General features: G+C 50.4%; 1 protein-coding gene. It reads right to left on the reverse strand.

Annotation, left to right across the window (positions count from 1 at the left end):
• Positions 1–25: 25 nt before the first annotated feature.
• Positions 26–784, reverse strand: a complete 759-nt coding sequence (locus AQ981_RS25350) for a fimbrial biogenesis chaperone (protein ID WP_058914527.1) — start codon at positions 782–784, stop codon at positions 26–28.
• Positions 785–793 lie beyond the last annotated feature (9 nt).

The raw sequence follows: 793 nt of genomic DNA on the forward strand, positions 1-793 counted from the left end.
CAGGGCAAAGCGATAACTTTTCATTTCAGTTTTTCTCCCCGGGCATTTCCACTTTGCCCGCCGTACAGGTAGTACCGGAACACCTGAAGGGTAATAACCGGGCACTGCCATAGTCATTAATAAACATTAATACCGGGGTATTGCCTGCCTGAGCAGCAGATACCGGAAGAGTGGCTTTTCCCTTTGGTTCCACCATCACCGGCTCAAAATTTGCCAGGCCTTTACCGTGTAGTCCGTTACGGACTTCCACAAAGGAAAAATGATAAGGCGTGGGGTTATGTATTTCGTAACGCCCTCCGTGTAGAGCCAGCGTCAGGGTGCTGGTTCCGGGAACCGTATCCGCAGAAGGATCAACCTTAATGCTCTTCGGGCGCCAGAAGACTTTCATCCGGGTCTGCATGGCCAGCATCAGAACATTGGGTTTATCTGATTTTGGCGGTATTTCACGCAGGTTTAACCAGAAGACACTCTCCCGATCTCCGGGTAATGTGGCGATGCCTGTAGCCGCCTGGATGCGAACCCGGGTTTTACTGCCAGCCTCCACTCTTTGTACCGGTGGCAGGATCATAAAGGGACCGCTGATTTTTTCTTCTTTCTCATTTTCCATCCATGCCTGAGCCAGATAAGGGTCCTGGGTGTTGTTATTCGTTACCCCCAGACTCACCGCCTTGTCCCCTTCGTTAAAAATAATGCGTGAACGCTCCACCGATAATGCCGCTTCTGCGGTCGATGTTATTAGCAGAAATATTGTCGGCCAGAGAATAGTCACCGTTCTCAGATTCATTTCACCACC

Origin of the sequence: Entomohabitans teleogrylli, assembly GCF_001484765.1 — a bacterium.
In the GTDB taxonomy this organism is placed as follows: Bacteria; Pseudomonadota; Gammaproteobacteria; order Enterobacterales; family Enterobacteriaceae; genus Entomohabitans; species Entomohabitans teleogrylli.